This is a genomic window from Methylobacterium sp. A49B (assembly GCF_053346215.1).
In genome coordinates this window covers 1-24722 of the sequence record NZ_JBKFBO010000088.1, presented here as the reverse complement: position 1 = coordinate 24722, position 24722 = coordinate 1, and the positions used below count along the sequence as shown (strand labels likewise).

Genomic DNA, 24722 nt, shown 5'->3' with positions numbered 1-24722 from the left:
TCGACTCTTGGCGCTGCCCCTCCCGCTCAGGCCTCCCTGTACCAGTCGGGCAGGAATGACAGGTCGTTGTCCCAGCCGCTGCGGGGCGCCGTGAGCGTCGCGCCCACCGCCGAGACCTCGGCGCGGTGGATCAGCGGCAGCACGTTCTCGGAGACCGCGAGGTCGTTGCAGGTGATCAGGAGTGCCGCGCGCTTGACCGGGTCGAGCTCGCTCTGGGCGGCGTTGTAGGCCTTGTCGTAGGCGTCGTTGCGCCAGCGCACGACGTTGCGGCCCTGCCACTTGTTGGCCTTCTGGGCGACCTCCCAGGAGGCGTACATGAGCAGCCAGATCGCCGGATCGGCCTGCGTCATGCTGTAGGCGTACATCTCCATGTCGGCGTAGAAATGCGTGCAGGTGTCGGGGTTCGCCGGGTCGGAGGAGAAGAACACCGAGCCGGTCACCGACTTCAGCTCGATCTCGATGCCGGCCTTGGCGGCCGCCTGCTTGATGATCGCCTGGGTCTTCTGACGCGGGGCGTTGATCGAGGTCTGGAACAGCAGCTTGAGCTTCTTGCCGTCCTTGGCGCGGATGCCGTCGGAGCCCTTCGTCCAGCCGGCCTCGTCGAGGAGCGCGTTGGCCTTGGCCGGGTCGAAGGCGAAGCGCGTGTTCTTCGAGACGAAGCGCTCCGGGCCGTTGACCGTGTTGGCGGTGGGCTTGCCGGTGCGGCCGTAGATGTAGGTCTGGATCGACTTGCGGTCGACCAAGAGGTTCATCGCCTGGCACACCTTCGGGTCGGAGAAGGCGGGGTGCCGGGTGGTGATCGAGGCGCGCTCGCCGTCGACCTCGACGTTCGGGTCGGTGGCGTTGAGGAGCAGGAACTCGAGCTTGCCGCCGTAGACCACGTCGACCCGGCCCTTGCCGCCGGTCTCAAGGCGCTTCAGCACCTCGTCCTCGATCAGCATGTTCCAGGCGTAGTCGTACTCGCCGGTCTGGAGCACGGCCCGGGCGGCCGAGACCGCGTCGCCGCCGCCCTTCATCTCGACCGTGTCGAAATACGGCCGGTTCGGCAGGTGGTAGTCGGGATTGCGCTCGCCGCGGACGATGTCGCCGGGCCGGAACTCCACGAACCGGTACGGGCCGGTGCCCACCGGGGCGAGGTTCTGCGGCGCGTCCCGGGACTTGGCACCGCTGTACGGGCCGAACAGGTGCTTCGGCAGCACCATCCCGACGATGCCCACGTAGGCGTCGCACCAGTAGGGCGTGGGCTTGTCGAACAGCACCCGGACGCTGAGGTCGTCGACCTTCTCGACCTTGCAAGCCTTGTAGGACCCGGCCGTCACCGCCGCGGTGGCGGGGTCGCGGGCGTACTCCCAGGTGAAGACGAGGTCGTCGGCGGTGAGCGGCTTGCCGTCGTGCCACTTCACGCCGGGCTTGAGCGTCCAGACCACCGAGCGGCCGTCGGCGGCGAGCGCCCCGTTCTCCTTCGAGGGGATCGTGGCGGCGAGCACCGGCACGAGGTTGCCGTCCGCGTCCCAGGCGGCGAGCGGCTCGTAGAAGATCCGCGAGGCGTCCTGGTCCTTGGTGCCGACGGCGAAATGCGGGTTGATCAGCGTCGGCGCCTGCCACCAGAGGAGCTTCAGTGCGCCGCCGCCGCCGGCCTTGGTCGGCTTGTAGCCGGCCCGGATATCGGCCGCCATCGCGACCCCGTTCCCGGCCAGCATCAGCCCGGCCATGGGCGCGGTGAGGCCCACAGCCACCATCCGCTGCACGAAAGCGCGCCGCGACAGGCGGCCGTCCTTCACCTGCCCGATGAGGCCGCGCAGATCCCGCTCGTCCATGTACGCTTTCCCGTTTACCGCCGTGACAGGCACAGCAACATTCCGGCAGCGGCCTTGGCAAGGGGCGGGCCAGTGACGGTTCAATCGGAACGTGTTGACGGACGCTTGGTTCGGGCAGCAGCATGGCCTGAGCGGTGCATGCGGGCGGGCAGCAGCAGGGCGCGCCGTATCCGTCCTTGCGAGCGGAGCGAAGCAATCCAGCAGCGCCACGCGTCCCGAGGGCGCGCAACCCTGGGTCGCTTCGCTGCGCTCGCGATGACGGCGCGGAGCCCGCTATGGTGGCGCGACCTCCATGCGCAGCTTTTCCGGAGTGGACCCGATGGACAACCGCAACGCCGTGTGGCGCCACGTCGACGCGCAGTCGGAGCGGCTGATCGCCCTGTCCGAGCGCGTCTGGGGCATGCCGGAGGTCTGCTACACGGAAAGCCGCTCCTGCGCCGAGCACGTCGCCGAGCTGCGCCACCAGGGGTTCCGCGTCAGCGAGCAGGTCGCCGGCATCCCGACCGCCGTCCTGGGCGAGGCCGGGGAGGGCGGCCCGGTCATCGCGTTCCTCGGCGAGTACGACGCCCTGCCGGGCCTGTCGCAGGAGGCGGGCGTCGCCGAGCACCGGCCGGTGGAGGCGGGCGGCCACGGCCACGGCTGCGGCCACAACCTCCTCGGCTCGGCGGCGCTGCTCGCCGCCACCGCCCTGAAGGACTGGCTCGCCGAGACCGGCACGCCGGGCCGCGTGCGCTACTACGGTTGCCCGGCCGAGGAGGGCGGCGCCGCCAAGGCGTTCATGGTCCGGGCCGGAGCCTTCGCGGATGCCGATATCGCGATCACGTGGCATCCGGGCAGCTTCTGGGAGGTGGCGCCGCCGGTGGCGCTCGCCAACACGCGGGTGGACTTCACCTTCACCGGGCGCACCGCCCACGCGGCGGCCGCACCCCATCTCGGGCGCTCGGCGCTCGATGCCGTCGAGCTGATGAGCGTCGGCGTGAACTACATGCGCGAGCACATGCCGTCCGACGCACGGGTCCATTACGCCTATCTCGACGCGGGCGGCATCGCCCCGAACGTCGTCCAGGCCGGCGCGACGGTGCGGTACTCGATCCGGGCCCGCGACCTGCCGGGCATGCTGGCCCTGGTCGAACGGGTGAAGAAGATTGCCGAGGGCGCCGCCCTGATGACCGAGACCGCCGTCGCGGTGCGGATCGTCAGCGCGGTGTCGAACCTGCTGGGCAACGATCCCCTCGAAAGGGCGCTGCACGGCGTCATGGAGGAGCTCGGGCCGCCGCATTTCGACGCCGCCGACCGGGAGTTCGCGCAGGCGATCCGGGCAACGCTCACCGACGGCGACATCGACGCCGTGTTCCGCGCCGTCGGGATGCCGCGCACCGAGGCGCCGCTCGCCGACTTCCTCGTGCCCCTCGACGCGCCCCGCAACCCGGCGGTGGGCTCCACCGATGTCGGCGACGTGAGCTGGGTGGTCCCGACTGTCCAGGCCCACGCGCCCACGGTGGCGATCGGCACGCCGTTCCACACCTGGCAGGTGGTGGCGCAGGGCAAGACCCCGGCGGCCCACAAGGCCATGGTGCAGGTCGCCAAGGCGATGGCCGCGACCGGTGCGCGGGCGCTCACCGACGAAGGCCTGCGCGAGGCCGCGAAGGCGGATCTCGCCCGGCGGGTCGGCGCGAGGGGCTACGTCTCGCCCCTGCCGCCGGAGGTCGAGCCGCCGCTGCGGATGTCGCTGGGGTGAGCCGCTCTCACGCCACGGCTCGACGCGAGCCCGGGCCGCCCCTATACGCCGCCGGGCGGGCGAGGCCGTCACCGGCGCGCCGGTCCGCAGGGGAACCCGACGTGTCGGAGAGGGTGGCAATCGTCGGCCTGGGCTATGTCGGGCTCCCGCTCGCCCTGGCCTTCGGCCGGACCCGGCCCACGGTCGGCTACGAGCGGGACGCCGCCAAGGTGGCGGCCTACCGGGACGGCCGCGACCCGGCCGGCGAGGTCAGCGCTGCCGCGTTCCGGGCCGCAGGCCACCTGTCGGTCACCGACGACCCGGCCCGGCTGTCGGAGGCGGACGTGATCATCGTCACGGTCCCGACCCCGGTCGACGCGGCGCAGTGTCCGGATTTCGACCTGCTGACCCAGGCCTCGGCGCTGGTCGGGCAGAACATGCGGCCCGGCACGACCGTGGTGTTCGAATCCACGGTCTATCCCGGCGCCACCGAGGAGGTCTGCATCCCCGTCCTGGAGCGATCCTCCGGCCTGCGCTGGAAGACGGATTTCTTCGTCGGCTACTCCCCGGAGCGGATCAATCCGGGCGACGTGGAGCACAGCCTCGGCAAGGTGGTGAAGGTCGTCTCGGGCGACAGCCCCGAGACCCTGGCACGGCTCAGCGCGCTCTACGGGACGATCGTCGATGCGGGCCTCCATGCCGCCGCGTCGATCCGGGTCGCGGAGGCCGCCAAGGTCATCGAGAACACCCAGCGCGACCTGAACATCGCCCTCATGAACGAGCTGTCGCTGATCTTCGACAAGCTCGACTTGGATACCCTGGAGGTGCTCGAGGCGGCCGGGACCAAGTGGAATTTTCTGCCGTTCCGCCCAGGGCTCGTCGGCGGCCACTGCATCGGGGTCGATCCCTATTATCTGACCCACAAGGCCGCGATGATCGGCTACCACCCCCAGGTGATCCTGGCCGGGCGGCGCATCAACGACAGCATGGCCGCGCACGTCGCCCGCGGGACGGTGAAGCGGATCGTCCGGCGGGGTGGCGGGGCCGGGAACGCGCGGGTCATCGTGCTCGGCCTGACCTTCAAGGAGAACTGCGCCGACCTGCGCAACTCCAAGGTGGCCGATCTCGTCCGGGAACTGGCCGAGTTCGGCTGCGCCGTCGCGGTCCACGATCCCCGGGCGAGCGCGGCGGAGGCCGCGGCCGAGTACGGGATCGCCCTGGTCGGTTGGGACGCGCTGCCGGAGGACGCGGACGCCGTCGTGGTCGCGGTGCCGCACCGGGACTATGCCGAGATGGCGCCGGAGGCGCTCACCGCGCGGCTGAAACCCGGCGGGCTCGTGGTCGACGTGAAGTCGCTTCACGGCCGGGCGGCCTTCGCGCGGTTGGGCTTCACGGCCGGGCGGCCTTCGCGCGGTTGGGCTACGAGGTCTGGCGGCTCTGAGGCGGGCCGGAACAAGCAGGGAGGCACGCCATGCACGAGACCGCCGACGAGTCCGGCACCACGGCGATCGTGGATCGGCATGCCCGCTACCCCGACGCGCAGATCCGCGCGATCCTGAACGCCACGCGCACGATCGCCCTGGTGGGCGCCTCGGCGAACCCCGCCCGGCCAAGCTGGATTGTGCTCAAGTACCTGATCGACCGGGGCTATCTGGTCACCCCGGTCAATCCCGGCCTCGCCGGGCAGGACCTGCTCGGGCGCCGGGTCCTGGCTTCCCTCACGGAGGTCCAGGCCTCCCTCGCCGGGCAGCCGATCGACATGGTGGAGATCTTCCGCAATTCCGCCGCCGCCGGCCCGCTGGTGGACGAGGCGCTCGCCCTCGACCCGCTGCCGAAGGTGATCTGGATGCAGCTCGGCGTGCGCGACGACGCGGCCGCCGCCCGGGCCGAGGCTCGCGGACTCACGGTGATCATGAACCGCTGCCCCAAGATCGAGTACGGGCGGCTCTCGGGCGAGATCGGCTGGACGGGCGTGAACTCCCGCATCCTCAGCGCGCGGAAACCCGTGCTCGCGGCCAAGGGCGTCCAGAAGCTCACCATCGCGGAGCGGGGCCGGCGCGGCACGTGAATGCGGGAGGCTCGCGGTCCCCGACAGCGCCTCGTGGCAGGCTGAACAGAAGGTCCCATCCAACCTCCTCATCCTGAGGTGCCCGCGTCAGCGGGCCTCGAAGGAGACTTCCAGAAGGCCTCGCGATCCCTGGAGCCCTCCTTCGAGGCCTCCGCTGCGCTGCGGCGCCTCAGGATGAGGGGGAGGGATGGACAGCCGATCCGAACCTTCGCGGTCGCCTGACGCAAGGTGTGTGGTATTCTGATACCGAATGCATCAACCCATTCTATCGGCTCGTCTTTTCGCGATCTCCTATTTTCCTGTTGACCCGGCCTCCGAGCCCAGCTATCCACCCGCCACCGCCGCCGCGTGCACCCCACGCGGCGGCTCGTTTTTCGGCACCCCGATGCCTGAATGCCCCGACCCGTCGGGGCCGGATCCGTCGGAACCCCTGGGATTTGGCTATGAAGACCACCTCGCTGAAGCCCGCCGAGGTCGACAAGAAGTGGATCGTGATCGACGCGGAGGGCCTCGTGGTGGGCCGTCTGGCGTCGATCGTGGCGATGCGCCTGCGCGGCAAGCACAAGGCCGCCTACACGCCCCACGTCGATTGCGGCGACAACGTCATCGTCATCAACGCCGAGAAGGTGAAGTTCACCGGGCGTAAGTACAATCAGAAGAGCTATTTCTACCACACGGGCTACCCGGGCGGCATCAAGGAGCGGACGGCCAAGTTCATCCTCGAGGGCCGGTTCCCCGAGCGCGTGGTCGAGAAGGCCGTCGAGCGCATGCTGCCCCGCGGCCCGCTCTTCCGTCAGATCCTCGGCAACCTCCGCGTCTACAAGGGCGCCGCGCACCCGCACGAGGCCCAGCAGCCGCAGGCGCTCGACGTCGGCGCCCTCAACCGCAAGAACGTGAGCGCTTGATCATGGCGACCCTGCAGTCACTCGCCGACCTCAACCGGTCGAACACCGGCGCGGTCGATCCGGCCAACGAGGCCCCCGTGCACGTCCAGAAGCTGGACGCGCAGGGCCGCGCCTACGCCACCGGCAAGCGCAAGGACGCGGTCGCCCGCGTCTGGATCAAGCCCGGCAAGGGCACGGTCACGATCAACAAGCGCCCGGTGGAGACCTACTTCGCCCGTCCGGTGCTGCGCATGATCCTGCGCCAGCCGCTGGAGATCGCCGGCCGCGTCGACCAGTACGACATCACCGTCACGGTGGCGGGCGGCGGCCTCTCGGGTCAAGCCGGCGCGGTGCGCCACGGTCTGTCGAAGGCCCTGACCTACTACGAGCCGGAGCTGCGCGCCCCGCTGAAGCGCGAAGGTTTCCTCACCCGCGACGCCCGCGTGGTCGAGCGCAAGAAGTACGGCCGCAAGAAGGCCCGCCGCAGCTTCCAGTTCTCCAAGCGCTGATATCCGGTCACACCGGTGTCACGGAGAGGGCGGCTCCTGCGGGGGCCGCCCTTTCGCGTTTCTGACGGTCCACTGCTGCCGTTGACACGATGGTGCAGCGCGATCACCTGAACAGCCGTGCCCGACTCGGGCGGAGCATGGGATTTCGAAAGCGAGACGGACGATGGCTGGCGACGGCGCGAGGAAGCCCACTGTGTTCATCGACGGCGAGGCCGGTACCACCGGCCTCGGCATCCGCGAGCGCCTGGAGCGCGACGGCCGGGTCACCCTCCGCAGCATCGCCCCCGAGCACCGCAAGGACCCGGAAGCCAAGCGCGCCCTGCTGGCCGAGGTCGACCTCGTCGTGCTCTGCCTGCCCGACGAGGCCGCCCGGGAGACCGTGGCGCTGGCCGACAGCCTGCCGGGCGGTGGCCCGCGCGTCCTCGACGCCAGCACCGCCCACCGGGTCGCCGAGGGCTGGACCTACGGCTTCCCCGAGCTGACCCGAGAGCAGGGCGCGGCGATCGCCCGCGCCCGGCGGGTCGCCAATCCCGGCTGCTACCCGACCGGGGGCGTCGCGCTCCTGCGGCCCCTGGTGGAGAGCGGGTTGATCCCGGCCGACCAACCGATCAGCGTCAACGCGGTGAGCGGCTACAGCGGCGGCGGCAAGAGCATGATCGAGGCCTACGAGCAGGGCACGGCGCCGCCGTTCCAGCTCTACGGCCTCGGCTTCGCCCACAAGCACCTGCCGGAGCTGCAGCTCTACAGCCGGCTGACCCGGCGGCCGATCTTCGTGCCCGCGGTGGGCAATTTCCGGCAGGGCATGCTGGTGAGCGTGCCGCTCCACCTCGACGCGCTGCCGGGCAAGCCCACGGCGGGCGACCTGGAGGCGGCCTTGCGCGACTGGTACGCCGGCCAGACGCTGGTGCAGGTGGTGCCCGGCGCCGCCACGGGCGCGCACCGCGAGAAGATCGAGCCGGAGGATCTCAACGACACCGACCGGCTGGAGCTGCGGGTATTCGGCTCGTCCGAGCATCGGCAGGCGGTGCTGGTGGCGCGCCTCGACAACCTCGGCAAGGGCGCCTCGGGGGCGGCGGTGCAGAATCTCGGGCTGATGCTCGGGCTGGACGGCTGAGGCGGCCGCCGCGTCAGATCAGATCGGTGCGCCACGTGACGCCGGTGCGGATCACCTTCGCCGGCACGCCAGCGGCCATGACGTTGGACGGGATGCTGCCGCGCACCAGGGAATGCGCGCCGATGAAGGATCCGTCGCCGATCGTCGTGCCCTTCAGCACCGTCGAGCGCGCGCCGATCCAGACGCGGTGACCGATCAGGATCGGGCGGGCGGGATTGATCCGCGCGCCGGTCTCCAGATCGATGACCGAGTGCATGTCGCTCACCGACACCGTCACCTCGTCGGCGATGAGGCAGTTGTGGCCGAAGGTGATCTCGGCCGCTTCGTGTGCGGAGATCTGCGCGTTCCCGACGAAGGACGTGAACTCCGCCACGATCAGCTTGGTCGGCGCCACGATGTGCATCCGGGCCTTGGCCAGCCGCACGTGATCCCCGACATGGACCGTCGCGTCGGACCCGCAGTGAAGATAGATGTCGTCACTGTTCGAGTTCTTCCCGATCATCACGTGGTTGTTGCTGCGCTCGAAGAAGATGGTTCCGTTCTGCGTCTCGAGGAAATCGTCGGCCGCATCGATCTGGTTGTTGTGTCCGAGGTCGACGATCTTGATAGGCATGCTTGGTCGATCTCAGCTGGGAGGGCCCGGGCGAGCGGTCGCGACGACGGCGTTCGCGGCACGCGGGCGCGCAACGACCGGAAGGCGTCAGATATCGCACCGACCGGCGCAGCCTGTCCATGTCGGGCGCGCGACGCCGCGGCGCGCCGAAGCGGCCCCTCGACCTCCCCGCCGGCCTCCCGTAGAGACGGCGCGCGGATCCGGATCACGGCGTCGTACGCGACGGCGCGGAATGTTCGGCCTGCGGCGACGTTCGCGATCGGAGCCTGCCGGGATGGACCGCGGTCGAGCCAGCGCGCGACGTCGGGCGGGGAACACGGAACGCAGTCGATGGCAGACGAACAGGCTTCTCCTCGCGACCTCGTCGAACTCGCTCCGGGCAGCCCGTGGACGGTCGTCGATCAAGATGGCGCGTCCGGGACCGGCGCCTGGCGGCAGGTCGACCTGGGACTCCGCTTCCCCGTCCACACCATCGCGCTCGGGCGGGCCGGGACGGCTCCCTCGGAGGTTCGGATCGCCTTCTCCGACGACGGGGTGACGTGGGCGTCCCCCGAGATCGTCCCGGGGTCCGACAGTGCGAACGCCGCGGCGGCGATCGTGATCGCGCCGGGCGAGGCGAGCTGGACCCGCTACATCCGCGTCGCCGCCGCCGCGCCCGCCCGCGATGACGAAGCCGCCGCGCGGGTCTGGACCGAGCGCGCCGCCTTCGATCTGATCGTCTGGCGCACGCTCATGAACGCGGATTTCGACCTCGTCTCCGAGCGGCCGGGCGTCGATCTCTACAGGGGCTACCGCCTTCTCGGCCATCCGGATCAGCGAAGCCTGTCGGTCGTCGGCATCGATCTCTACGAGAACGGCGCCTTCGGCAATTTCATCATCCAGTGCCTGCTGGCCATCGGGATCTGCATCGCCCTCAAGCTGAAGTACATCAAGCTGCCCGCCCGGGACCGGAGCGAGGTCCTCGATTACGCGGAACCGCGCGAGATCGGCGGCATCACCTTCATCCCGGCCTCGCATCCGCTGCCGGCCGACGGCTATTTCCTGTCGGGGATGTTCTTCGACGTCCAAGTCCAGAAGCTCGCCGGCGATCTGGAGCAGGAGCGCTCGCGCCACATCATCACGAACTACATCCGCCCATTCTTCAACCGGCTGCCTACGCGGTTTCCGGAGAAGCCCGACGATCAGCTCCTCATCCACATCCGCTCCGGCGACATCTTCAGCACCTGGGTCGCGCCGCATTACCCGCAGCCGCCGCTGGCGTTCTACAAGCTCGTGATCGCGCGCCTGATGGCGGAGAAGCGCATCGCCTCCATCAAGCTGGTGTTCGAGAACCGCCTCAACCCCGTGATCCCGGAGCTCGAGGCGCATATCGCCGGCCTGGGCATCCCGTTCACGACGCAGAGCGGGACGCTCGCCGACGACGTCGCCGCGCTGGTGAACGGCCGCTATCTCGTCTTCGGCCTCGGCACGTTCGGTCCCGGCGTCTGCCATCTCTCCGAGCGCGTGGAGGAGGTGTACTACTTCGCGTCCGGATGGCCGCAGCACTTCAGGGGCATCCCGACCATCGGCAAGATCGTCGAGGTCGTGGACCGTGCGGGTGCCTACACCAAGGTCGGGGAGTGGGATAACTCGCCGGAGCGCCGCCAGATGATGATCGACTACCCGATCGAGCAGCTCGCCTTCGACGACCGGACGTGATCGCCGGCTGATCGCAGGCCGGCGCCAGGTCGCGGCCACACCGCGCAGACGCCGCACCTCGGCCGCGATCGGACGGCGGGGATCACAGGCGCTCCGTGAACGCCTCCTTGAGGGCGCCGTCGGCCATATGGGCCACATCGACCTGCAGTTCCGCCAGGACGGTGTCCCGGTTGACGGCGCCGCGGAACAGGTTCCAGCCGACGATCCGGCGCGACACCGTCCGGGTGTCGATGCCGGCCTCGAACATCAGGGATCGCAGCATCTGGTGCGGCTCCAGGCGCTTCCGGCGCAGGACGCTCTCAGGGTCCGCGCCGTCGAAGATCCGCCGCGTATAGGTCCCGATCCCGGCGATCTGCTCGGCGGCCGACCTGTCCGCCAGGATGAAGCGGTCTCCGACGCCCTCCACGACCTGCGCGTAGGCATCCTGGTCCACGACGGCCCAGTTCGACCGGCCTCGCATCTGCTGAAAGACGGAGGCGAGCGAGCCGGAGAGGTCGCACAGGTCCGGCCTGATGAACAGGACATGGGTCGGCGCCGGGCGCGACCGGTCGACGGCTGCCAGGATCTGCGTCACCGCGCCGATCCGCGAGATCATCCGCCCCTGATTCATCAGCATCGTGTTGCCGTCGACCGCGTCCGCGATGGTCCGGCCCAGCGCGCGCATGTAGCCGGCCTCGCTGTCGACGTCGAAAGTCGTCTCTCCAGGGAAGGAGCGGGCGATCCGGCCCTCATCGATCTCCATGCTGACATGCGCCTGGTCGAGGATCTTGCTCGCGACCCTCGGGCAATGCGGGCGGAGATCCGAGATCGTGCAGCAGCCCAGGCCTTTCAGGAGCGCCATGACCGGCGGCGACAGGAAGCCGCCGATCGTATCGATGTGGTCGTCGGGCAGGAACACCTTGCCGCCGGTCTCGCGCCAGGTGCAGACCGCGAAGGTCAGATCGACCTCCGCGGCGTGGGCGGCGAAGTCGTTCAGGATCCAGTCGCGCACCCCCGGCAGGGTCGCCTCGGGAAACCGCATCTGCCCGAAGACGGCGACAAGCAGGCGGGGCTTCGCCGGAGCGTCCGGAGCCCGCGGCGACGCCGCGCGCGGCTGGCGCGCCAACCGGGTCCTGATCTCCGCCTTTTCAAGCTCGGCGTCGCGCCAGGCCCAGGCCAGGGCGGCGTAGGCGGGATCGACGCGGTCACCGTCCGGGCGCGCCTCCGGGGCGGCGGAGACAGGCTGCGGCGCCAGCCGGCCCTTGATGAACAGGGGGTGGAGGAGGGCGTTCGGGAGACCGCGGTGTGCGTCTTCCAAGGCCTTGGCCTGTGCCGCGAAGCCGAACGACACCAGGAAGAAATACGCGACCGCGAAGCCCTCGGCAGACGTCTTGAACCGCGCCTGCGCGACCACGTCTGCCAGAGCATCGAGATCGTTGAGCCGATTGAAGCGGTCGAACAATATGTAAAGGATCGAATATAAAATATTCGGATCGCCCTCGATTTCCATGTAATGCCGGACGATCGCCTTATCGAAGGGGCCGCCGTCCATCTTCTCCATCACCAATTTGATGAAGAGGACCCGCCAGATGTCGACCAGAATGCCGTCGTTCCGGATGGCGTCGAACGCAATCCTCTGAAACTGCTGCGGATCGAACCCGGCCGGGGATGTCTTGTGGATGTAGAACAGGCGCATGACGTTCAGGTCGTCGCGCCTTTCCATGTCGGGGGTCACTCGGGCGAGAAGATGCTCGATCGCGCGCGCGTTGGTGTCGGGATACACGTTCACGCGGAACGTCAGCGCGATGAGGTTCGGATCCTGCGGGAACACGCCGTACAGGAAGGCCAGTCGCTGGAGTTCGCTCTGTGACGGCTGCGTTCCGGCGCGGCCGGCGAATTCGCGACACAGGGCCTGGGTGATCGTCTCGACGACGGGCGCGGGCAGGAGGGCCATGCCCTTGCGCACGGTGGCGTGTCCGACGGCGTGCCCCGTCCGGCCGGCATACGCGTAGATTGCCCGCGCGATCCGATCCGCCACGAGGCTTCGATCGGATCCCGTCCTCAAACCGATACGGTCGGTCATCGCATCCCGTCTCTGCACTTCGGTTCCGACAGCGCCGGGCTCGCGCTCGCGCTAAGAAGCCCGCGTGCCGCCTCCATCGTCGAACGTGGCATCACCGCGGTGCCGGGCGCGTCCCCATCTCCCGTCCGGACCGGGGTGTCGATCCCGCCGTATATCCGATCCGCCGGTCAGGCGAGAGGGCGGCCGTCCCCCCCGGATCCGCGCCCAGGGCGTCCGGCGTCGCGCCGGCTACGACGTCGGGGGCCGCGGAGTCGGGCGGGCGATCCGGTCACCTTGAGCCTCGCAGGCAGATCGCTTATGGCGTCCCGACCTCCCCGAACGCCCCGGACCCTGCCGGCCCATCATGCTCGATATCGTCATACCGATGGCTGGACGGGGGAGCCGGTTCGCGTCCGTGGGATATGCTCAGCCCAAGCCGCTGATCCCGATCCATGAGACCCCGATGATCAAGGTGGTCATCGACAACCTGCGCCCGACGCGCCCGCACCGCTTCATCTTCATCTGCCAGCGCGAGCATGTCGAAGCCTACGGCCTGGATCGGAAGCTCGCCGACTGGGCGCCGAACGCCGAGCTCGTCGCAATCGACGGCGTCACCGAGGGTGCGGCCTGCACCGTGCTCCTCGCCGAGCGGCATCTCTCCGACAACCCGCTGATGATCGCCAACAGCGATCAGTTCATCGACTGCGCGATCGATGCGTATCTGAGCCGGACCGACGACCCCGCAGTCGACGGCCTGATCATGACCATGACGGCGCACGATCCGAAATGGTCGTTCGTCGGCCTGGACGAGACCGGTCGGGTAACGCGCGTCGTCGAGAAGCAGCCGATCTCCGACGAGGCCACCGTGGGGATCTACAACTTCCGGCGCGGCGACGACTTCGTCCAGGCGGCCAAGCGCATGATCGCAGCCGAGAAGCGCGTCAACGGCGAGTTCTACGTCGCGCCCGTCTACGAGGAGCTGATCGAGGCCGGCGCCCACATCGCCTACATGAATATCGGCCGGGAGGCCGACGGGATGTACGGGCTGGGCACACCGGCAGACCTGGACCTGTTCCTGAGCCTGCCGATCTCGCGGGACGCCGCCCGCGCATGAGGATCATCAGCCATCGCGGCTGGTGGCATCAGCCGGACGAGAAGAACACCGTCCCGGCCTTCGAGCGCACGATCGCCGCCGGCTACGGCACCGAGACCGATGTCCGGGACAGCGCAGGCCGGCTGGTCGTCGCCCACGATCCCCCGCAGGCTGAGGCACTGCCCTGGGAGACCCTGCTCGACCTGTTCTCTGGGACCGGGCTGCCGCTCGCCGTCAACGTCAAGGCCGACGGGCTCGGGCCGGCGCTCGCACGCGCGTTCGACGGACGCGGGATCTCTTGGTTCGCCTTCGACATGTCCGGCCCGGAGACGGTCCGGTACGCGAACGCTGGCCTGCCGTTCTACACCCGCCACAGCGACGTCGAGCCCGAGCCGATCCTGTACGGCGCGGCGCAGGGCGTGTGGCTCGACGCCTTCCGCGGCGACTGGTTCGACAGGCCGGTGATCGAGCGGCATCTGGCGGCCGGCAAGGCCGTCTGCGTCGTCTCGCCCGAGTTGCACGGGCGCGATCCGCGCCCCGTCTGGGACTGGCTCTTGGCGATGCCCGGCGACATCACCCTGTGCACCGATTTCCCGGATCGGGCCCACCGCATGATCAGCCCATGATCAAGGCCGTCATCTTCGACATGGACGGCGTCCTGATCGACGCCAAGGACTGGCACTACGAGGCGCTGAACCGCGCGCTCGGCCTGTTCGGCATGGAGATCAGCCGCACCGACCACCTGACGACGTTCGACGGCCTCCCGACCCGGCGCAAGCTCGAGCTACTGACGGCCACGGAGAACCTGCCGAGCGGCCTCCACGGCTTCCTCAACCGGCTGAAGCAATCCTACACGCTGGAGATCGTCAGCACCCGGTGCCGGCCGACCTTCGCCCACGAGTTCGCCCTGGCCCGTCTGAAGGCGCGCGGCGTCAAGCTCGCGGTGGCGTCGAACTCCGTCCGGGACTCGGTCACGATGATGATGGAGCGCGCCAACCTCACGCCGCACCTCGACCTGATGCTGTCGAATGAGGACGTGACCCGGGCCAAGCCCGATCCGGAGATCTACCGGATCGCCATGGAGCGCCTCGGCGTCGCGCCGGAGGAGACCCTGATCCTCGAGGACAACGAGCACGGCATCAAGGCGGCCCGGCAATCGGGGGCGCACCTGCTCGTCGTCCAGACGCCAGCCGACGTCACGCTGGCGAACGTGGACCGGCGGATCGCCGAGATCGAGGCGGCGCCATGAACATCCTCATCCTGGCCGCCGGCGCCAGTGCGCAGACCGAGGACGACCCCTATCCGGTCTGGCTCTCCGAGGTCGATGGACAGCTCATGCTGGAGCGGCAGATGACGGCGCTCGCGCCGCTCGATCCCAACCGCTACATCGTCTGCGTGCGCGCCAGCGACAACGCGCGGCACCATGTCCGGGACATCGTCCGCCTGATCTCGCCAAAGGCCGACACCGTCGAGATCAAGCGCCCGACCGCAGGAGCGGCCTGCACCGCCCTGATGGCAATCGATCGGATCCAGGCCGACGAGGAGCTGATCATCCTGAACGCGACGGACCAGATCAGCGTCGACTTCGCCGAGATCGTGGAACGGTTTCGCGCCAGCGGCGCCGACGGCGGGGTGCTCACCTTCGACTCCCTGCACCCGCGCTACTCCTTCGTGCGCACCGACGCCGAGGGGCGGGTGATCGAGGTCGCGGAGAAGCGGCCGATCAGCCGAAAGGCCAATGCCGGCTTCTACTGGCTGCGCCGGGCGGGCGATTTCTTCGACGCCCTGCAGACGATGGTGCTGAAGGATGCTCACGTGAACGGCCTGTTCTACGTGGCCCCGGCGCTGAACGAGCTCATCCTCCGGCAGAAAATCATCCGGACGATCGGGCTCTCGAAGGATGCCTACAGGCCGATCAAGTCCCCGCGGCAGCTCAGCAACTACGAACACCTCACCGAGGGCGGATCCGCGTCATGAAGCATCACCGTCTCGAAGACATGACGGGGGGCTGGTTCCTCGGCGATTTCAGCCCCTGCGCGGCGCGCAGTTCGGACGCCGAGGTCGGCGTGAAGCGCTACGCGGCGGGCGCGCGCGAGGACAAGCACTTCCACAAGATCGCCACCGAGCTGACGGTCATCGTGTCCGGCACGGTCCGCATGTTCGATCGGGTCTGGCAGGCCGGCGACATCATCACGGTGGAGCCGGGCGACGCGACGGCCTTCGAGGCGTTGACGGACGCGGTGACCGTGGTGGTGAAGACGCCGTCCGTCCCCTCCGACAAGTATCTCGTTTGAGCCGCTGAGCCGGTCCCGCTCACGGGGCGCGATCGTACCCGGCGGCAGGCCGATCGGGTGATCCCACCCACCGCCTCATCCTGAGGTGCCCGCGGCAGCGGGCCACGAAGGAGCCCTCCAGGGATCGCGCGCTGGCTGGAGGGCTCCTCTGAGGCTGCTTCGCAGCACCTCAGGGTGAGGGCGTGGGTTGAGAGCTGACGCAAGGCTTCCCGGTCCAGGTCGTGGACCCTGTGCTCCGTGCACCGTTCGGTAGCCAGGAATCGTCTGACGTCCCGCAGGCCAAGGCACGGCAGCGGCGCAACCGTCTGCCGAAACCTTGCCCAGGATGTAAAAGTCGGTGACAAGCCCTCAGCCGATCACCAGGAGGACCCCGTTGGCCAGGGAGGACGAGGCGCCCGAGGCACTGTGCGTCAACGCGTACGACATGCATCGCGCCGAGGTGCGGATGGGGCAGCGCCGCAGCCTGCGCGGACGCCACAAGACGCTGGTCAGCTTCGCGGCGAAGTACCATTACGTCGAGAGTCAGCACCGTCTTGCAGCCGCGGCGGCGGCCACGGGTGACTTCGACACGGTCGAGAACTGGTCGCCCGACCGGCTGCGCCAGACGGCGTTCTACCGCGAGCACCGGGAGATCCTCGACCGCTCGCGCGGGGCGGGGAACTGGGCCTGGAAGCCCTACATCATCGCCGACGCGCTGGAGAAGCGCCGGGACGGCGACTTCATCGTCTTCAGCGACACGGGCATGCAGGCGGTGGGCGAGGATCCGCTGCCGCCGGTGGCGCCGCTCCTGACGTGGCTCGCCGGGTCCGAGCGCCGGGTCGCGGTCGGCGTGCTGCACGGGAAGCCGCAGCGGCTCTGGACCAAGCGCGACTGCTTCGTGCTCATGGAGTGCGACACGGAGCGCTACTGGGACGCCGACCAGATCCAGGCCTCCTGGATCGCCTTCATGGTGAGCCCGGCGACCCGCACCCTCGTCGCCGAGTGGCTGCGCTACGCGCGCGACGCCAGAGTCGTCACCGACATCCCCAACCAGCTCGGCCTCTCGGATTTCGACGGCTTCATCGATCACCGCTTCGACCAGAGCATCCTGTCGAACCTGATCTACAAGCTCGACCTCGAGATCCCGGCTTTGCGCGAGCCGTCGAAGCGGATCCGGACGCTGATCGACGAGTTCGAGCGGGACGCACTCGTCTGGGCGCGCCCGTCGGAGAACATCGCGCTGGGCAAGACCTGGCGCGCCAGCTCGGCCTCGCCCTGGTCCGGCACCACGGGGGTGTACGGCGAGCGCACGACCGGCGACCCGTCCTTCTTCTTCCACACGGGCCTCGACCGGAACCCCTGGTTCGTCCTCGATCTCGGCGCGGTCGAGCGCGTCTCGGAGATCCGGATCTACAACCGGTGGGGCCAGCCCAGCGAGCGGGCGCAGCTGATGCGGGTCTGGCTGGGCGAGACCGAGGACGCTTACCGCCTCGTCTTCGATGCCGTGGACGCGCACTGCCATCCGGGCCTCCCCCTCCACCTGCGGTTCGACAATGCCCGGTTCCGTTACTTGAAGGTCGATCTCGACGAGGAGCAGCATCTGCACCTCGACGGGATCGAGATCTTCGCCGCGCGCTGAGGCAGCCCGACGATGCCGGATGCGGACACGCCGCTGTTCCCGTTCGGGCCGATCCTGTTCTTCGGCGATTCGGTGACGGCGGGGCTGACGGCCGAGACGCCGGACCTGTTCTCCGGGCCGCAGACGGTGCCCCGGGGCATCGCCGGGCAATCGACCCGCGACATGGCGCGGCGCCTGCGATCCGACATCGCCGCCTACGGCGCGAAGGGCCTGCACCTGATCGCCGGCCGCGACGACATCCTCACGCAAGGCCGCTCGCTCGCCTGCGAGGCCATCGTGGCCGACATCGCCGCCATGCTGCGGGACGCGCGCGACCTCTACGTGCGCGCCTGGGTCGGCTCGATCCCGCCGGTGGATCCGGCCGCACCGGAGGCGGCCGGATTGCCGCTCGCCCTCATCGGGCAGGTGAATGCGTGGCTGCGCGACCACGCGCAGGATTACGGCGCGGGCTTCATCGACTACGACGCCGTGCTCGCTACCGGGACGGGAACGCTCAGACCCGAATTCAGTGCCGACGGCGTGCGCCTCAACGGAGCCGGCTACGCGGCGCTCCGGCAGGCGATGATGGCGGCCCTGACGGCCCCGGGAGTCGATCAGCTCTGGCCGCCGGAAGAGAGCGAGGATGCCGCGCGACGGCGCAAGTTCCTGCACCATTTCGGCTATCTCGACTCGAACACGCGCTACCCGAGCCCGTTCATCCAGTTCGCCGGCAAGCCCGGGGCGAGCCATTACGGGGTGCCGTTCGACGCGAACGGCTTCCTGAACGCGGTCCCGATCACCGAGGCCAAGCCGCCCGGGGAGACCCGGATCCTGGTGGTGGGCGACTCGACCACCATCGACGGCGGCGACATCGCCAGGACCCTCGCGGGCCGCATCGAGCGGATCCTGCGGGCGGACGGGCTCGCCGGCGCGAAGGTCTACAATTTCGGGGTGATGTCGAGCTGCCTCACGCAGATGACGCACCTGATCTGGTCGCGGCTCGTGACCTGCGCCCCCGATGCCATCGTGGTGCTCAGCGGCAGCACCGACCTGTTCCAGCCCTGGACCTACGATCCCCGGCCCGGCCACCCCTACAATGCCTTCATCACCGAGCGGCTCTACGACCACTTCTTCGACACGCACGACCCTCGGGCGCGCGAGGATGGCCTGTCCTACGAGGCGCTGGTCACGCTGATCTACGAGGAACTGAAGCGGCTGCGCGCCGAGGTCGGCTGGCAGAGCCCGGGCTGGGAGGATGCCATCGTCCACCACTACCAGCTGGCGGCCCACCGCCTGACCAAGCTGTCCCACGATCACGGCGTGCCGATCGTGAGCGTCCTGCAGCCGACGGTGCTGCGCAAGCGGCACCTCACGGAGGTGGAGCGCGGCGTGGCCTCGGGGGCGTTCCTGGCCTATCTCGACCGCCAGTACGCCAAGCTGGAGGCGTTCACGGCGGACCTCGCGGCCCGGCGCCCGTACCGGCGCACCTTCACGGCCCTCGACCTCAGCGGGATTTTTCAGGACCGGGAGGAGGGGACCTTCTACGACATCGTCCACTACGACGATCCGGCCCGGGAGATCGTCGCGGCGCGGCTGGCGGGCGAGATTCGCGGCGCTCTGGCGCGGGCACGGGCTCAGCCGCTGCTCGCGCGCATGCGCGAAGTGATACGGGGCGGTCGAGGCGCGCAAGATCCGTTTCACCTCAGCTGAGGGCGCACGGGGTGATGATCCAGATGTAGCCCGGCAACGGATCGGACGGCTGCAACCGCGCTGTCATCGGGCTGAGGAGCGCATGGCGCGAAAGCTCAAGGAGTGCCGCGAGTCGCCCTCGGTCCGGCGGTCTGGTAAGAGTTCGCGGACCATTTCCCGAAGGCTGTTGCCATGCGATCGTTCGTCGTCCTCTGCCTTCTACTTCTGACATCCGCGGAAGCCTCCGCGGCCTGCCGGTGCGCCTGCGTTAGAGGTACGATGCGTCCGATCTGCGAACCGACCGACCTCGTTGAGCCGATCTGCCAGGGCCTGTGTTCGGACGCCATCCGCTCAGAGAATGTCGTCCGGCCGCTCGCGGGTGGGCGACAGGCGTTCGAGCCGGTCCAGCCGATCCAGCTTGGAAGGCCGACCGTGACGTTCAATCCCTTGACCGGTCTCCCGGAAGACACATCGAACTACGAGGTCGGGACCAACGGGTATGCCCTCGGAACCGCGGGCGTCACGACCGGCACCAGCCAGCTTTCGAGCGGCGCGTCCTCGGCCGGGGCCGGACGATAGACGCGCGCCGCTCCACGCTTCTGCCAAGGTCGTGATCATCCGCGCCTGTTGAGTCGGACGAGATGGACCTGCGGCTAGCCGCCGCCCGGTCACCCTCGGCTCGACGGCAGCGCTCTGCTCCCTGGCCGAACGTCGGCCAAGTAGCTTTTCATCCACGCGATGGTGCCGATCAGGCCCTCCTGTAAGGGGACCTGCGGCTGCCAGCCGAATTCCGACCGGATCAGCGCCGTGTCGAGCACGTTGGCCGGCACGTCGGCTGCGCGGCTCGGCTTGTGCACGCAGGGCAGGCGGTCGCGTCCGAAGGCCGTCTCCAGCTCGGCGATGACTTGGTTGACACTCAAGCCCAGGCCGCTGCCGACATTCATGACCTTGTGCGATCCGTCGTAGGCGGTGGCGGCGAGGAACGCGTCGCTGACGTCGTCGATGTGCAGGAAGTCGCGCACCACCTCCCCGGTCCCCCAGACTTCCAGCGGCAGTCCGGAAAGGATGCGATGGATGTAGCTGCCGATCAGGCCCTGATGCTTGGTGCCGAGCTGGAACCGGCCATAAGGGTTGGCGATCCGCAGGATCTGGTAGTCGATCCCGTGGAGGTGCCGGTACAGATAGAGCGACTTCTCGATCATCAGCTTGCTGATGCCGTAGGCCGAGATCGGGTCGGTCGGGGCCTGTTCGGGGATCGGGATGGCGCGCGGGATCCCGTAGATCGCGCCTCCGGAGGACGAGAACACGAGCTTCCGGATCCGCGCGGAGCGGCAGATCTCGAGCAGGTGCAGGGTGGCGATCGGGGCGGCTTCGAGCTCCGCGGACGGATCCCGGTTGGAACTCTCCGGGATCGAGCCGGCGATCAGGTGGAAGACGATGTCCTGGCGCTCGACCGCGTTGGCGATGGCCAGCCGATCGGTGAACTGGCCCGTCACCCGGGCGACGCGCCGATCGAGGGCCTCGGGCTGGGGATGGCTGCGGCTGAAGCAGGTGACCTCGGCCCCCGCGGACGCGAGACGGTTGCACAGGTTCAGCCCGACGAAGCCGCCGCCGCCCAGCACGAGACAGCGGGCCCCCGCAAGCGATGGGGCGGCTCGGGCGGGGGCCTGCCCGGTGGGCGCGCCGCCAGTCATGGCGTCGGATCGTCCCCGGGTGTGGCCGGCTCCTGCATCGCGATCAGATCCTCGACCAGCGCCAGCGCCGTCTCTTGCAGCGCGCGGCGCGTCGGTTCGAGCGGCGCCTTCCCGTAGGCCCGCGCCGCCGCGTAGGCGGCCGCGTAGGCGGCATCCCAGCCGGCGGCGAAAACCCGTGGGCCGGCGGCTTCCAGCGCATCGCGGACGGTCACCCAGGCGGCCCGGTGGGCCGCGTCCCAGGCCGCCTCCCGGACCTCGCAGCCCGTCTGCCGCAGGGTGAGGTTTGCGACGGCGGCGCGCTTGCGGGCGCGCTTCAGGTGATCGCACAGGGACGCGAGATCGGCGACATCCTGGAGCGCCGGCAGATCGGCCAGCTCATCGCCCTCGACGATCAACTTGGCGAGATGAAACCACGCCGGCACGTGGGTCCGGACGAGCCAGTCGGCCACCCGGGCGACGCGCCGGCGCTCCAGCGTCTCCGAGCCGCGCGTCCCGACGAGCCGCGGGAGGAGGGGACGGATGAGGGTATCGCGCTCGGCCTGAGGCAGGCCGTCGCTCCAAGTGCGGATGAACGCCGCGATGCTCGGCGCCGCGCAGGCGGGATGGTCCGACACCGGCTCGCCGGCGATGAAGGCCACGGCCTCCATCGCACACAGGGCACCGCCCTCGGGATGCGCCCCCGCGGCTAGGGTGGCGACCTGGGCGAAGCGATCGGGATCGACCGCCGGCTTCTCGATCCGGACCATGGCCGGCTTCCCTCTCCTCGACCCAGGTTCGAAGGCCTTTCAGGCTGAGACAACCGGGTGACCAGCCTCCCAGACCTTCAAGCAAGCCGGGAGGTCCCACGCAACCGGGCAGTCTTCATCCGGACCGCCTTCCGCAGCAAACCCGTCCCCGGGCGGAGCGAAGCAACCCAGGGCATCGGAACGTCGATCAGCCTGGCGCCGCTGGATTGCTTCGCTCCGCTCGCAAAGACGGTTAAGCCTCCTGATCCGCCTTCTTCACGCGGTGCGTCATGATGATCGAGAGCCACGGCACCACCGCGTGCGCCACCTCGATCCGCAGCAGCACCTCGAGGTGCAGCGCGTAGGGCAGGGCGAACTGGAAGCCGCAGCGCGCCTCCTCCATCGTAGTCGGCATCTCCCCCGTGACCGCCGCGATGACGTCCGGCCGGTGGATGTCGACGGGGATGCGCTGCACCGCGCCGTCGATCTCGGCGACGAGGGTGGCCTTCTCCCGGCTCGCCGCGACAATCCAGCCGGTGAAGACGACCTGCCCGTCCTGGATCTCGGCCCAGACGCGATCCTGCGGCGCCTCGAGATGCGCGCGCGCGAAGGCGTCCGGCAGTTCCCCCTCAAGCTCCGCGACGGTGCAGCCGACGTCAAACTTCTCGAAGCCGCGGCCCTCGCCGAAGATCGTCGCGAACCGCTTCTGGTACTGGCCGATCAGGAGGTTCTTGATGGTCTCGTCGAGACCCGACCACTGGCCCTTGGTCTGGATCGTGTAGACCGACAGGATCTCGCGCAGGAAGGCGATGCGGCCCTTGTCGGCGACGTAGAGGTTCATCAGCCAGTCGGCGGCGCCCTTCTCGTCGTAGAACGAGTCGGGCACGCGGCGCAGCGCCTCGGCGCGGTAGAAGCAGGCCGAGAAGTTCGCGGTGAGCGGCGCCCGGGCCAGAACCGGGAAGCTGATCGTCCCCGTCTGATAGCGGCCCTGCTCCTCGTGCGGCATGAACGAGCCGTTCGCCACGTGGTGCAGCAGGACCCAGTTGAAGCACATGTCGAGCGCCGGGTCCGTCCGCAGCATGCGCAGCTGCAGGCCGATCTTCCGGTCGGAGATCCAGTGATCGTCGCCCTCGCAGAAGGCGACGAACCGACCGGTGCAGGCGCCGATGCAGTCGCGCATGTTGTGCAACATGCCGAGGTTCCGGTCCCGGGGCCGGACGGTGATCCGGTCCGGATGGCGGAGGCGATATTCCTCGATGATCTCGGTGGTGCCGTCCGTGGAGAGGTCGTCGCCGATCACCACCTGCATCCGGAACAGGCCGCGCTGGCCGAGCACCCCGTCGAGGCAGCGCCGGATCGTGCCGGCGTGGTTGTAGGCCGTGACGACCACGCTGACGGTGAGCTGATCCTCGATCCAGGCCCGCAGGGCGGCGGGGTCCTGCCGCGGCCGGCCCGGGGCGTCGAGGCCGATCTCGATCAGGGCCGTCTCGGCGATGTCGGGATGGTCCTCGATCAGCTGCGCGAGGCGCGCCGGATCCTCCTCGTCGAGATAGGCCTCGGCCAGGCGCCGGAAGATGCGCTTCTGCGTCGCCTCGTACTGGTCGGCGTAGCGGCCGCCGAAATGGCCGCGCAGCTGCCGGTAGAACTCGATCTCCGACTTGCCGAGCCGCTTGTGCCGCGCCAGAACGGTGTCGAAGGCGGCCCACATGCCGCCGGCGTGCTTGCGATACACGCCCATGACCTGGGGCAGGAACCCGATCCGGCCGACCTCGGCATGCATCAGGTGGATGTACCAGTCGGCCGGGATGATGCCGCGGCCGATCTCCAGCCTCTCGCGGCCGCGATAGCGCCAGCGGTAGAACACGCTGTTGGTCTGGATGAAGTTATGCGCGACGAGGTCGGACAGGGATGGCTGCGGGTTGGGGTGCTCCGGATACTGCTCCTCCACCGCCGGCATGTCTTCGTAGACGACCTTCACCGGATGGTAGCACAGGGTGTATTCCGGCCGCTGCCGCATGTATTCGAACTGGCGCTGCAGCTTGTCGGGATCGGTCCAGTAATCGTCGCCCTCGCAGATGGCGACGTACTCGCCCGAGACGCGCGAGGCGATGTCGTCCAGGTTCTTGACGACGCCGATATTCTCGGGCCGCAGGATCGCGACGATGTTCGGGTGCCGCGCGGCGTAGTCGGCGATGATCTCGGCGGTACCGTCGCTCGATTTATCGTCGCCGACGATCAGCTCGAAGGGGAAGTCCGTCCGCTGGCTCAGGATGCTGTCGAGCGTCTGGCGGATGAACGGTTCCTGGTTGTAGGTGATGCACAGCACCGAGACGACCGGCTTGCCCGCCTCGGAGCCGGCGTCGCCATAGCCCTGCTGGCGCAGCCATGCGGCGAACGGGTTGACGTATGTGCCGTCCACCGCCTCGTCGGGCGTGCCCGGAAAGTCCGGCCGCGGCTGCCGGCCGAGCCGGGCGCCGTACTTCACGTAGTGCTCGAGCGGGGACAGATCGGTCAGGCCGACGTCGGGGTAGCGTGCCGCGTACCAGAGGTGGTCGAACTGCCCGCTGCGATAGATCGTCGAGAAGTCGTCCTGCCAGGGCTCCGGCTGAGGCGGGGCTGCGGTCTCAGCGGCACTCTGCATCGATCGTGTCCTCGCACAGGTCTCGGCCGCTGGCTGGCGCCGCACGCGGCGACGCTCCGATCAATGCGGCGTCGGGCGAACGGTCCGGGCCGGCGTCAGAGCGCACTCGGCGGCCGCGCCTCGGCGTAGCCATGGTTGAAGTAGTGCTGCGTCGGGTCGGCGCCCGCGCTCGCCACATCGCCGTTGCACTTCAGGTAGAAGTCCCGGTCGAACAGGCCCGAGGTCTCCAGCCAGCGAAGCATCGTGTCCTCGCCGACCACCGGCGCGCCGTCGGGAGAAGCGGCCGCAGTCTCGCGGTAGAGCTGGACGAGCCGGGCGATGCGGGCGGCCACGTCCTTGGCGGCGGGCCGTCGGACAGAGGCGGCGACCACGCTCGACTGCTCCCCCGGGCGGCGCCGTTGAAGGTCGGCCTCGGCTAGGCGAACCAGACGCGCGAGCTCGCCCTGCGCTTCCTTCAGGCGAGCCTGCGTCTCGACCAGTTCCGCCCGTAGCGTCTCGACGTCGTCGACCAAGAATCGCTCCGTCCCA

21 protein-coding genes are annotated in these 24722 nt (G+C 69.2%); 14 read left to right on the top strand and 7 right to left on the bottom strand.

Annotation, left to right across the window (positions count from 1 at the left end):
- Nucleotides 1-26: 26 nt before the first annotated feature.
- Nucleotides 27-1817, bottom strand: a complete 1791-nt coding sequence (locus tag ACLBX9_RS12330) for a peptide ABC transporter substrate-binding protein (protein WP_447719133.1) — start codon at nucleotides 1815-1817, stop codon at nucleotides 27-29.
- Between the two features lie 319 nt (nucleotides 1818-2136).
- Here ACLBX9_RS12330 and ACLBX9_RS12325 point away from each other — a divergent pair, with 319 nt between their 5' ends.
- The 6 genes from ACLBX9_RS12325 to argC all read left to right on the top strand — a co-directional run bounded on the left by ACLBX9_RS12325 (nucleotide 2137) and on the right by argC (nucleotide 8109).
- Nucleotides 2137-3555 carry a M20 family metallopeptidase gene (locus ACLBX9_RS12325; RefSeq protein WP_447719132.1) on the top strand — a complete coding sequence of 473 codons (1419 nt, stop codon included), beginning with the start codon at nucleotides 2137-2139 and terminating at the stop codon, nucleotides 3553-3555.
- A 101-nt stretch (nucleotides 3556-3656) separates the two neighbouring features.
- Nucleotides 3657-5093, top strand: a complete 1437-nt coding sequence (locus tag ACLBX9_RS12320; protein ID WP_447719131.1) for a nucleotide sugar dehydrogenase — start codon at nucleotides 3657-3659, stop codon at nucleotides 5091-5093.
- Nucleotides 5006-5602, top strand: coding sequence for a CoA-binding protein (locus tag ACLBX9_RS12315; protein WP_447719130.1), 597 nt, complete (start codon nucleotides 5006-5008; stop codon nucleotides 5600-5602). Before ACLBX9_RS12320 ends, ACLBX9_RS12315 begins: the two co-directional genes overlap by 88 nt.
- Before the next feature lie 443 nt (nucleotides 5603-6045).
- Complete coding sequence (rplM, locus tag ACLBX9_RS12310) at nucleotides 6046-6507, top strand: 50S ribosomal protein L13 (RefSeq protein WP_447719129.1); 462 nt, start codon at nucleotides 6046-6048, stop codon at nucleotides 6505-6507.
- Nucleotides 6508-6509: 2 nt separating this feature from the next.
- Nucleotides 6510-6995, top strand: coding sequence for a 30S ribosomal protein S9 (gene rpsI, locus ACLBX9_RS12305; RefSeq protein WP_010685025.1), 486 nt, complete (start codon nucleotides 6510-6512; stop codon nucleotides 6993-6995).
- Between the two features lie 163 nt (nucleotides 6996-7158).
- Nucleotides 7159-8109, top strand: coding sequence for an N-acetyl-gamma-glutamyl-phosphate reductase (argC, locus tag ACLBX9_RS12300; protein WP_447719128.1), 951 nt, complete (start codon nucleotides 7159-7161; stop codon nucleotides 8107-8109).
- A gap of 13 nt (nucleotides 8110-8122) precedes the next feature.
- On the opposite strand, the gene ACLBX9_RS12295 is transcribed toward argC, so the two are convergent.
- Nucleotides 8123-8722, bottom strand: coding sequence for an acyltransferase (locus ACLBX9_RS12295; RefSeq protein WP_010685027.1), 600 nt, complete (start codon nucleotides 8720-8722; stop codon nucleotides 8123-8125).
- A 330-nt stretch (nucleotides 8723-9052) separates the two neighbouring features.
- On the opposite strand from ACLBX9_RS12295, the gene ACLBX9_RS12290 reads away from it, so the two are divergent.
- Nucleotides 9053-10420 (top strand): coagulation factor 5 8 type domain-containing protein, encoded by a 1368-nt coding sequence (locus ACLBX9_RS12290; RefSeq protein WP_447719127.1) that lies wholly within the window; start codon nucleotides 9053-9055, stop codon nucleotides 10418-10420.
- 82 nt (nucleotides 10421-10502) lie between these two features.
- Here the strand turns inward: ACLBX9_RS12290 and ACLBX9_RS12285 are convergent, their stop codons facing one another.
- The gene (locus ACLBX9_RS12285; protein ID WP_447719126.1) at nucleotides 10503-12482 is read right to left on the bottom strand and encodes a hypothetical protein; all 1980 of its coding nucleotides are present in this window, start codon (nucleotides 12480-12482) and stop codon (nucleotides 10503-10505) included.
- Nucleotides 12483-12825: 343 nt separating this feature from the next.
- Here ACLBX9_RS12285 and ACLBX9_RS12280 point away from each other — a divergent pair, with 343 nt between their 5' ends.
- The 7 genes from ACLBX9_RS12280 (at nucleotide 12826) to ACLBX9_RS12250 (ending at nucleotide 19155) form a co-directional block, all read left to right on the top strand.
- A complete protein-coding gene (locus tag ACLBX9_RS12280; protein WP_447719125.1) occupies nucleotides 12826-13575 on the top strand; it encodes a glycosyltransferase family 2 protein in 750 nt (249 codons plus the stop codon).
- The gene (locus ACLBX9_RS12275; RefSeq protein WP_447719124.1) at nucleotides 13572-14180 is read left to right on the top strand and encodes a hypothetical protein; all 609 of its coding nucleotides are present in this window, start codon (nucleotides 13572-13574) and stop codon (nucleotides 14178-14180) included. The genes ACLBX9_RS12280 and ACLBX9_RS12275 overlap by 4 nt, the downstream gene beginning before the upstream one ends.
- Nucleotides 14177-14803 (top strand): HAD family hydrolase, encoded by a 627-nt coding sequence (locus tag ACLBX9_RS12270; protein ID WP_447719123.1) that lies wholly within the window; start codon nucleotides 14177-14179, stop codon nucleotides 14801-14803. Before ACLBX9_RS12275 ends, ACLBX9_RS12270 begins: the two co-directional genes overlap by 4 nt.
- Nucleotides 14800-15531, top strand: coding sequence for a glycosyltransferase family 2 protein (locus tag ACLBX9_RS12265; RefSeq protein WP_447719122.1), 732 nt, complete (start codon nucleotides 14800-14802; stop codon nucleotides 15529-15531). The genes ACLBX9_RS12270 and ACLBX9_RS12265 overlap by 4 nt, the downstream gene beginning before the upstream one ends.
- Entirely contained in the window at nucleotides 15528-15848 is a 321-nt protein-coding gene (locus tag ACLBX9_RS12260) for a hypothetical protein (RefSeq protein ID WP_447719121.1), read from the top strand. The genes ACLBX9_RS12265 and ACLBX9_RS12260 overlap by 4 nt, the downstream gene beginning before the upstream one ends.
- A gap of 373 nt (nucleotides 15849-16221) precedes the next feature.
- The gene (locus ACLBX9_RS12255) at nucleotides 16222-17466 is read left to right on the top strand and encodes a hypothetical protein (protein WP_447719120.1); all 1245 of its coding nucleotides are present in this window, start codon (nucleotides 16222-16224) and stop codon (nucleotides 17464-17466) included.
- Nucleotides 17467-17478: 12 nt separating this feature from the next.
- On the top strand, nucleotides 17479-19155 hold the full coding sequence (locus tag ACLBX9_RS12250; protein ID WP_447719119.1) for a GDSL-type esterase/lipase family protein: 1677 nt from the start codon (nucleotides 17479-17481) through the stop codon (nucleotides 19153-19155).
- Between the two features lie 647 nt (nucleotides 19156-19802).
- Here the strand turns inward: ACLBX9_RS12250 and ACLBX9_RS12245 are convergent.
- The 4 genes from ACLBX9_RS12245 to ACLBX9_RS12230 form a co-directional block, all read right to left on the bottom strand.
- Nucleotides 19803-20828: an NAD-dependent epimerase/dehydratase family protein gene (locus ACLBX9_RS12245; RefSeq protein ID WP_447719118.1), complete on the bottom strand. Its 1026-nt coding sequence runs from the start codon at nucleotides 20826-20828 to the stop codon at nucleotides 19803-19805.
- Entirely contained in the window at nucleotides 20825-21574 is a 750-nt protein-coding gene (locus ACLBX9_RS12240; protein ID WP_447719117.1) for a hypothetical protein, read from the bottom strand. The genes ACLBX9_RS12245 and ACLBX9_RS12240 overlap by 4 nt, the downstream gene beginning before the upstream one ends.
- Nucleotides 21575-21806: 232 nt before the next feature.
- Nucleotides 21807-24194 (bottom strand): glycosyltransferase family 2 protein, encoded by a 2388-nt coding sequence (locus ACLBX9_RS12235; protein ID WP_447719116.1) that lies wholly within the window; start codon nucleotides 24192-24194, stop codon nucleotides 21807-21809.
- Between the two features lie 95 nt (nucleotides 24195-24289).
- Nucleotides 24290-24722 (bottom strand): hypothetical protein (locus ACLBX9_RS12230; RefSeq protein WP_447719115.1); only part of this gene is annotated, 433 nt, incomplete at its 5' end.

What these genes read in the sequence shown, in the direction of transcription:
- ACLBX9_RS12330 (WP_447719133.1), bottom strand. Translation starts at nt 1,817, where the DNA reads ATGGACGAGCGGGATCTGCGCGGCCTCATCGGGCAGGTGAAGGACGGC.
- ACLBX9_RS12325 (WP_447719132.1), top strand. Translation starts at nt 2,137, where the DNA reads ATGGACAACCGCAACGCCGTGTGGCGCCACGTCGACGCGCAGTCGGAG.
- ACLBX9_RS12315 (WP_447719130.1), top strand. Translation starts at nt 5,006, where the DNA reads ATGCACGAGACCGCCGACGAGTCCGGCACCACGGCGATCGTGGATCGG.
- rplM (WP_447719129.1), top strand. Translation starts at nt 6,046, where the DNA reads ATGAAGACCACCTCGCTGAAGCCCGCCGAGGTCGACAAGAAGTGGATC.
- rpsI (WP_010685025.1), top strand. Translation starts at nt 6,510, where the DNA reads ATGGCGACCCTGCAGTCACTCGCCGACCTCAACCGGTCGAACACCGGC.
- argC (WP_447719128.1), top strand. Translation starts at nt 7,159, where the DNA reads ATGGCTGGCGACGGCGCGAGGAAGCCCACTGTGTTCATCGACGGCGAG.
- ACLBX9_RS12295 (WP_010685027.1), bottom strand. Translation starts at nt 8,722, where the DNA reads ATGCCTATCAAGATCGTCGACCTCGGACACAACAACCAGATCGATGCG.
- ACLBX9_RS12290 (WP_447719127.1), top strand. Translation starts at nt 9,053, where the DNA reads ATGGCAGACGAACAGGCTTCTCCTCGCGACCTCGTCGAACTCGCTCCG.
- ACLBX9_RS12285 (WP_447719126.1), bottom strand. Translation starts at nt 12,482, where the DNA reads ATGACCGACCGTATCGGTTTGAGGACGGGATCCGATCGAAGCCTCGTG.
- ACLBX9_RS12280 (WP_447719125.1), top strand. Translation starts at nt 12,826, where the DNA reads ATGCTCGATATCGTCATACCGATGGCTGGACGGGGGAGCCGGTTCGCG.
- ACLBX9_RS12275 (WP_447719124.1), top strand. Translation starts at nt 13,572, where the DNA reads ATGAGGATCATCAGCCATCGCGGCTGGTGGCATCAGCCGGACGAGAAG.
- ACLBX9_RS12270 (WP_447719123.1), top strand. Translation starts at nt 14,177, where the DNA reads ATGATCAAGGCCGTCATCTTCGACATGGACGGCGTCCTGATCGACGCC.
- ACLBX9_RS12265 (WP_447719122.1), top strand. Translation starts at nt 14,800, where the DNA reads ATGAACATCCTCATCCTGGCCGCCGGCGCCAGTGCGCAGACCGAGGAC.
- ACLBX9_RS12260 (WP_447719121.1), top strand. Translation starts at nt 15,528, where the DNA reads ATGAAGCATCACCGTCTCGAAGACATGACGGGGGGCTGGTTCCTCGGC.
- ACLBX9_RS12250 (WP_447719119.1), top strand. Translation starts at nt 17,479, where the DNA reads ATGCCGGATGCGGACACGCCGCTGTTCCCGTTCGGGCCGATCCTGTTC.
- ACLBX9_RS12245 (WP_447719118.1), bottom strand. Translation starts at nt 20,828, where the DNA reads ATGACTGGCGGCGCGCCCACCGGGCAGGCCCCCGCCCGAGCCGCCCCA.
- ACLBX9_RS12240 (WP_447719117.1), bottom strand. Translation starts at nt 21,574, where the DNA reads ATGGTCCGGATCGAGAAGCCGGCGGTCGATCCCGATCGCTTCGCCCAG.
- ACLBX9_RS12235 (WP_447719116.1), bottom strand. Translation starts at nt 24,194, where the DNA reads ATGCAGAGTGCCGCTGAGACCGCAGCCCCGCCTCAGCCGGAGCCCTGG.